The sequence below is a fragment of the Lysinibacillus sp. NPDC094403 genome, assembly GCF_050278745.1.
Lineage (GTDB): Bacteria > Bacillota > Bacilli > Bacillales_A > Planococcaceae > Lysinibacillus.
Genome location: NZ_JBNNTL010000014.1, coordinates 120,059 through 127,274, shown reverse-complemented (window position 1 = coordinate 127,274; position 7,216 = coordinate 120,059). Strand labels below are relative to the sequence as shown.

At 36.8% G+C, this 7,216-nt stretch carries 7 protein-coding genes; 4 read left to right on the top strand and 3 right to left on the bottom strand.

Features of this window, described 5'->3' with window-relative positions:
• Positions 1–308 precede the first annotated feature (308 nt).
• The 3 genes from ACQKMV_RS18385 to phaQ all read right to left on the bottom strand — a co-directional run bounded on the left by ACQKMV_RS18385 (position 309) and on the right by phaQ (position 1,762).
• Positions 309–713: a MaoC family dehydratase gene (locus ACQKMV_RS18385; protein WP_368635712.1), complete on the bottom strand. Its 405-nt coding sequence runs from the start codon at positions 711–713 to the stop codon at positions 309–311.
• A 55-nt stretch (positions 714–768) separates the two neighbouring features.
• Positions 769–1,272, bottom strand: a complete 504-nt coding sequence (locus ACQKMV_RS18380; protein WP_402984486.1) for a hypothetical protein — start codon at positions 1,270–1,272, stop codon at positions 769–771.
• A gap of 79 nt (positions 1,273–1,351) precedes the next feature.
• On the bottom strand, positions 1,352–1,762 hold the full coding sequence (gene phaQ / locus ACQKMV_RS18375; RefSeq protein ID WP_368635714.1) for a poly-beta-hydroxybutyrate-responsive repressor: 411 nt from the start codon (positions 1,760–1,762) through the stop codon (positions 1,352–1,354).
• A gap of 739 nt (positions 1,763–2,501) precedes the next feature.
• Between phaQ and ACQKMV_RS18370 the strand changes: the two genes are divergently transcribed.
• The 4 genes from ACQKMV_RS18370 to ACQKMV_RS18355 all read left to right on the top strand — a co-directional run bounded on the left by ACQKMV_RS18370 (position 2,502) and on the right by ACQKMV_RS18355 (position 6,925).
• On the top strand, positions 2,502–3,005 hold the full coding sequence (locus tag ACQKMV_RS18370; protein ID WP_402984489.1) for a polyhydroxyalkanoate biosynthesis repressor PhaR: 504 nt from the start codon (positions 2,502–2,504) through the stop codon (positions 3,003–3,005).
• Positions 3,006–3,056: 51 nt separating this feature from the next.
• On the top strand, positions 3,057–3,839 hold the full coding sequence (gene fabG, locus ACQKMV_RS18365) for a 3-oxoacyl-[acyl-carrier-protein] reductase (RefSeq protein WP_368635717.1): 783 nt from the start codon (positions 3,057–3,059) through the stop codon (positions 3,837–3,839).
• Between the two features lie 64 nt (positions 3,840–3,903).
• Positions 3,904–4,992, top strand: coding sequence for a class III poly(R)-hydroxyalkanoic acid synthase subunit PhaC (gene phaC, locus ACQKMV_RS18360; RefSeq protein WP_423474251.1), 1,089 nt, complete (start codon positions 3,904–3,906; stop codon positions 4,990–4,992).
• A gap of 661 nt (positions 4,993–5,653) precedes the next feature.
• Positions 5,654–6,925: an MFS transporter gene (locus tag ACQKMV_RS18355; protein ID WP_427505674.1), complete on the top strand. Its 1,272-nt coding sequence runs from the start codon at positions 5,654–5,656 to the stop codon at positions 6,923–6,925.
• Positions 6,926–7,216: the final 291 nt, after the last annotated feature.

Here is a 7,216-nt window from a genome sequence, read left to right as displayed (position 1 = left end):
AAGGCCTCTGGATGAAGCTGAGCGCGCTTATTGCGGATCAGTTTTTCAATCGTTTCCGTAGCTATTTCGAGCGTGATTCGGTCTGAGACATGGTAGTGAAGGAAGCGGCTCGATGCTTGCCTGCGGAAAGCGAGTAACCCGTAGCGGAAATCAACTTACTACTTTAGTAGTAGTGGGGAAAATTGGTTAAACAACACTCCTGATATTATATAAATTTAGTGGTTGAAGAAAATTGAAGTTAATTGCGACAAAAAAGTAGACGATTGTGCCAGCTCAAACTTGGAACATAATCGTCTACTTTTGTTTAATCATTTCATAACAACTGCTTCTCCATCTACGACAATTTCATCCAATTGGTTTTTGACAATTGTGCGTAGGCGAATTATTTTTTTTCGGTCTTTTTTCTCTAAGACTTCGACTTCAGCCGTGACGGTGTCTCCAATTTTGACAGGCGCTTTAAAATCCACTTTTTGTGATAAATAAATTGTATCTGTTCCAGGGAGTTTCGTCCCTAGTACTGCTGAGATGAAACCAGCTGTAAGGATTCCGTGTACAACACGTTCCTTAAAAATGGTTTGATTTGCATACTCAGAATTCACATGGACTGGGTTAAAGTCACCTGTTATTCCTGCAAATTGATAGACATCTGATTCGGAAATAGTTTTTGTAAAACTAGCCTTATCGCCTATATGGATCTCTTCGTAGTTAGGCACTTTCTTAAAACCTCCATATTCATGTTGTAGAAAGGGGTTAACTCAATAGGGAATTTTAAGACTTAGTAAGCTTTAATATCCCTTTATGAGTTGCTTTCATTTGTTCAGTTAATTCTTCTATTTTCTTAAAATTTTCAGTACGATCTTTTTGTTGGCTTTCCAGCGCTTTTTTCATAGTCGCTTCTAATTGTTTTTGTGATTCAATGAACAAATCCAACATTGCATGGCTCGGACTCCATGAAAGTAATTGGACTCTTTCTGTAACATCTTGAATATTGTTCAACCATTCGGAAACTTGCTCACCTTGGTTAATTCTACTTTGCTCTACTTTGCTTAGTACTTTCTCGTTCCAATCCTTTGTAACTTTTTTAGACTCTTCTTCCATTGTGTTCAATGTCTTTACTGAAAAATTGAGCAGTTCCTTTTGGTAAGAGAATGCTTGTAGTGCTTTTTGTTGCAGATCTTCTTGGAAATTTTGCACAGCTTTAAGGTTGTTTAGCCAACCATCCCAAATCATATCCACCTGGTTTACAAATTGTTTGTCTTGTACCGTTGCCATTAATAATTCCTCCTTTAACATGGTTCCATAAACTCATGAAATGTATAATGAATGCAAATTTTTGCATAACATCCTATCGTTAGTCGTCATCATTCTTCGTTTGAGAAGCAGATCTAAAAGGGGAGAAAAAGGGATTATACAAATTGAAAAACTGATCCAACATTTTTTGATAATGGCTTAAAGATCCTGCCCACATTTCCAAATATTGTTCACCGGCTTCTGTAATTGAGTAAATCCGCTTTGCTGGACCACCTGATGTAACATCCCACTCGGATGTTACTAATGCATCTTTCTCAAGTTGTCGCAGCAAGCGGTAAAAATTCCCTTGGTCTACTGATTCAATCCCAAATTGCATGATTTTCTCCATTAATTCATAGCCATGGCTATTCCAATCACGTAAATGTAACAACATGATTGGTACAAGAAAATTTTTAGGCGTACCCATACTTGTTGTTTTACTTTTTTTTGCTTTTTCTGGTTTATGTTCCATCGTTATCCACCTACCTAATATAAAAATACTTATACATGTAAATTACACCTATCTGTTTTAATTGTCAACTTTAGGAATCTGAGGTAAATTATTATAAAATAATGAAGGGTTTTCTATTTTTATAAATGTGTAATGTAGTACTCGACTGCTAATTAAAGCAATTAATAAAAGAAAAATAGTAAATCTTAGATTATATACCCACCAAAAGAACTGATTTTAAAGAGAATCATCATAGATTTAAATTTACTTTCATAAATATATAAAGAGAAACATAAACATGTACTTTGGTGTAGATTGTAAAATGTTTCATGAGGTAATTTTATAATGAGACTTCCAATTTATTAGAGGCATAAAGAAGGTTCATCACCAAAACGTGTGGTTGATTTCCGTTCCGGCTGTGCGCTTTTATCGCTGCCGCTTCGCTTTCGCGCAGATAAAACATTTTGTCGCTGCCGCTTCGCTTTCGCGCAGATAAAACATTTTGTTGCTGCCGCTACGTTAGCACTACGCTTTCGCACAGAGCAAAGCTTCCTGGGAGCGTCCGATGAGTCGCCCAGCCTCAACTCCAATCAACTTTTATACATAGCATACGTTTTAACTAATGTCATCCACAACTTTTGGTGATGAGCCATAAAGAATAATATTTTGAATTTTTTGTAAAATAAAAGTAAAAAATCTGTAAAAATAGAAAATATATGTTATGATCTCAACGGTAGTTCATTTAAGGAGGTGATATTCATTGACTCAAAAAATTCCATTTGAACCTTTTACGATGTGGAAGGATATGTACGAACATACTGAAAAGGCATGGCATGACGTTATTCAGGATACACTTGGAAAAGAATCCTTCTCTGAAGGGTTAGGCAAAATCCAATCTAGTTATTTGCAATATCATAAAATGATCAGTAATTTTACAGAAGCTTATTTCAAACAAGCAAATATTCCTACACGAGATGAAGTCGCAAATGTTGCCTCACTTGTCATCAACCTAGAAGATAAAATCGATGATATTGATCATCAACTCTATGAAAATAGTGAAACAGTGACAAAAGAGATTAACCAATTAAAACGTTCTGTTGGTAACTTGGAGAAGAAATTCGACAAGGTGTTAGAAGCTTTAACAGAACTGGATAAAAAAATACAAATAGGTGAAGTCATCGTTGCAACGAAAACTGAAGCAACACAGCCTGAGGCAAAGGCGACACCACAATCAACATCAGAGGATACAAACACAAAGAAATAATACTTAATTCTCATTTTTTTAAACATTTACGAATTAGGAGTGATTTCAATTATGGTACATTTGCAACCAAATGTTTTAGAACCAGCTGAATATGTAAAGCCTCTTGAAGGAAAAGTAGCAGTTGTCACAGGTGGGTCACGTGGTATTGGTGCAGAAATTGCTAAGGTATTAGCAAGAAATGGAGCACTAGTTGCGATTAACTATCAAAGTAGTTCGGGAAAAGCAGATGACATTGTTCACGAAATTGAACAAGAGGGTGGCACTGCATTTGCATTTAAAGCAGATGTAATGGTGGCAGATAATGTCCATAAATTTATTGAGGAAGTCTTAGAACGTTACGGCCAAATTGATATTCTCATCAATAATGCTGGAATTACAAGAGATAAAACATTCCGAAAGATGTCGATTGAAGAATGGGAAGAAGTAATTAATGTCAATTTAAATAGTGTATTTAAGACGACATCTGAAGTAATCAATCATATGCTCGAACAGAAATATGGACGAATTATCAATATCAGTTCAATTATCGGTCAATCTGGTGGTTTCGGTCAAACAAACTATTCGGCTTCGAAAGCTGGATTACTGGGCTTTACAAAATCACTAGCGCTGGAGACTGCAAAGAATGGTATTACTGTAAATGCAATTTGCCCAGGTTTCATTGAGACAGAGATGGTTTTGGCGATGCCAGAAAATGTGAAGGAATCTATAATTGCTAAAGTGCCAATGCGACGTTTAGGGCAAACTGATGAGGTTGCTGATACGGTTCTATTCCTCATAAAGTCGAGTTATATTACCGGTCAAGAAATCAATGTAAACGGCGGATTGTATATGTAACTAATGGTAAGAGCTTCCTAGAGAAGCTCTTTTTATGGGTGAACGATACTGAAGGAGGGGTCGCATGATGAATCTTGGTACGCAAGAATTAGAAGATTGGATCAATCAAATGCAAGGAGATTCTAAGAAAAGTTTTAATCGTTTCAGACGTTTGACAGAAGTCATTACAAGGGAACCTGAACCCAAAGTTGGCCAGACACCTAAAGAAGTAGTCTGGACAAAAAACAAAACAAAGTTATATCGTTATCAGCCTGCATTAAAGAAAACGAATAAAGTTCCGATTCTGATGATCTATGCCCTGATTAATAAACCATATATATTGGATCTTTATCCGGGCAACAGCTTAATCGAGCATTTAACAAATCAGGGACATGATGTCTACTTGTTAGATTGGGGAACAGCTGGTCATGAAGACCGACACATGAAACTAGATGATTATATATTGGATTATATACCGCGTGCTGTAAAAAAGGTGCTTCATACTTCTGCGGCAAAAGAGATCTCACTTCTTGGCTATTGCATGGGTGGGACAATGACAGCTATTTTTACTGCACTTCATCCGCACTTGCCGATTCGAAATCTTATTTTATTGACGAGTCCAATTGATTTTGAAGATGCTGGACATTATTCAAATTGGTTGGATAAGCGATACTTCAATTTAGATCAGTTAGTCGATACACTTGGCAATGTACCATTCGAAATGATTGATTATGGCAATAAACTGCTAAATCCAATTTCGAATGTTTACGGCCCATACATCAGTCTTGCAGATCGAGTAGAGAATGAAGATTTCGTATTAAACTGGAAGCTTATGCAAAAATGGCTTAACGATGGGATTCCGTTCCCTGGTGAATCATACAGACAGTGGATTAGTGAATTTTATCAAGAAAATAAGTTGATTAGAGATGAGCTCTATATCCGTGGACACAAGGTTGAGCTTTCCAAAATCAAAGCCAATTTGTTAAATATTGTCGCAACGCGTGACAATATTGTTCTACCACAACAAATTGAGCCGCTCAATGACAAAGTTTCAAGTAAAAATAAAACACTTCATTATGTAAATACAGGTCACGTATCTGTTGTAACTGGCCGAAAAGCAATTAACGAAATCCATCCATTCATCGAAAATTGGCTAACAGAAGCATCTATCTAACGGTGTTTAGTGCTAGTCGTAAAAAAATAATAAAAAAATTGTGCATGAAGAACATTCAAAAAAACGTAGTCAGAAAGACAGTGGGCGATTATTGCCAAGTCATTTCTGCTACGTTTTTGTTTGAGTAATTCCTATATACAGCTATCTCGGTTTTTCAACAATTAACTACAAAGGTGTTGAATTGTGGTTCATCACCAAAAGTCGGGGATGACATTTGATTAAAGAGCGTATTGATTTTAGAATGCTCATTGATTTCCGTTCCGGCTGAACGCCCCCCGGAAACACACTAACATTAGTAGTACAAACCAAGGCCATGGTTTGTGCTACTATTTTTTTATAGTAGAAGTGAAGGAAAGTCGTCTGGGCGCTGGAATCTTTGAATTCGTATGAGGAAACCGGCTTACTTCACAACCTTATGTGAATCAGTTTAGTGGGTTGGACCGAGAAAAGGAAGTATCTGTTTTTTTAGATTCTAAGTATGTTAATAAAAGTGTCGGGAGACGTGTTAAATTTCAAAAAGAATTTAAGCTTTATATTGAAAATTGAGATCTAAAAGCATTTTCAACCGAATTCAAACCATAAAACTACTTTGAAAAACAGGTTTTTAACGTTACTCGTAATTCATATATATATAGTAAAAAGCTAATAGGAGTAGAAATCATTGGACAAACAAAATAGCAGATATAGATGGGTTGTTTTTGTTTCCGTATTATTTACTTATTTGTTAATGGCGAGTCAACGAACCGCTCCAGGACTGATTACAGAGCAATTGATGCGAGATTTTAATGTAACGGCATCAACGATTGGGTTATTGACGAGTATACAATTTTTTGTCTACACGAGTTTGCAAATTCCGATGGGGATTTTAGCTAATCGATTTGGGCCGAACTTTTTTCTAATTATTGGTGCTACTCTTACAGGTTTAGGTACAATTATTTATAGTATGGGTACACATGAATTTGTCCTGTTTTTTGCCAGAATACTAACTGGGGTAGGGGATGCGACCATATGGGTTAACATGGTGCTAATTTTGGCCCAATGGTTTCAACCAAAGGAATTTGTTCAATTAATTGGCCTGGCGGGCATGACAGGAAGTCTTGGTTTCTTATTGGCGACAGTACCTTTCTCCACGTGGATACTCTTATTTGGTTGGAGGGTAACATTTTTCTCAGTAGGACTACTCTTATGTTTATGTGGTATTCTCCTTTATTTTGTACTTGTAAAAAAAACAAAACAAATTTTTGGGGATGAGCAAGTAGCTGATACAGCAGAAGTGCAACGTGAAAAAACGTCAGTTTTACTACGAAGAATATTTTCAAATCCGCAAGCGTGGGCGCTATTCTTTTGCCATTTTGGGGTAGTCGGCGGTTATGTAGGGTTTATCAGTTCGTGGGCAGTACCATATGGGATGAATATGTATGAAATGACTCGTTCAGATGCAAGCCAACTGATTATGATCGGTCTTATCGGGGCACTTATTGGGGCACCTTTAGCTAGTTGGATTTCAAATCGGTTAGAAACAATTAAAAGACCTTATATTGTCGTTCATATCATTGTTTTATTAGGGTGGTTTTCTTTCCTTTTATGTAATGGGCATCCTTCCTTTGTCTTTCTAATTATTATTTTCTTTATCATTGGTTTTGGATATGGAGCAAGTGCATTAACGTTTGCGGCTGTACGTCAATCTTTTAAACTGGAGGAATCAGGAATTGTTTCAGGGATTGCGAATACGGGAGGCTTTCTAAGTGCTGTGTTGCTACCCATCATTTTTGGATATATATTGGACCATTTTCAATCAACTTCAGGAAATCTCTTTGATGGATATTACTATGGTTTCATCACGCCGGTTATCTTCTCCATCGTTGGTTTGATAGGAGTGATTTTATTGAAGGAAAAACGTCAGAGTTTAAATAAGAATAACAAGCAGGGGTAAAGAGTATGGAAGCAAAGCAACCATTCTCTGCTCCTGTTTTTTATTCCTTTACTAACCTGATTTACAGGGTATAGGCTCATCACCAAAAGTTGTGGATGACATTTGTTAAACGTATACCTTGTATATAAGTTGATTGTAGTGGAGGCTGGGCGACACCTTGGGGATTAGCGAATAGAGGAACGAAGGCTAAAATCATCACGTCCTGTGATCACGCCTTCGTGACCAACATCGTGTTGGCCCGAGACCCTGCAGCGAAGCGTCAGCGGCAAATGTTTTATCTGTGCTAAAGCG

What these genes read in the sequence shown, in the direction of transcription:
- ACQKMV_RS18380 (WP_402984486.1), bottom strand. Translation starts at nt 1,272, where the DNA reads ATGGCAACGGTACAAGACAAACAATTTGTAAACCAGGTGGATATGATT.
- phaQ (WP_368635714.1), bottom strand. Translation starts at nt 1,762, where the DNA reads ATGGAACATAAACCAGAAAAAGCAAAAAAAAGTAAAACAACAAGTATG.
- fabG (WP_368635717.1), top strand. Translation starts at nt 3,057, where the DNA reads ATGGTACATTTGCAACCAAATGTTTTAGAACCAGCTGAATATGTAAAG.
- phaC (WP_423474251.1), top strand. Translation starts at nt 3,904, where the DNA reads ATGATGAATCTTGGTACGCAAGAATTAGAAGATTGGATCAATCAAATG.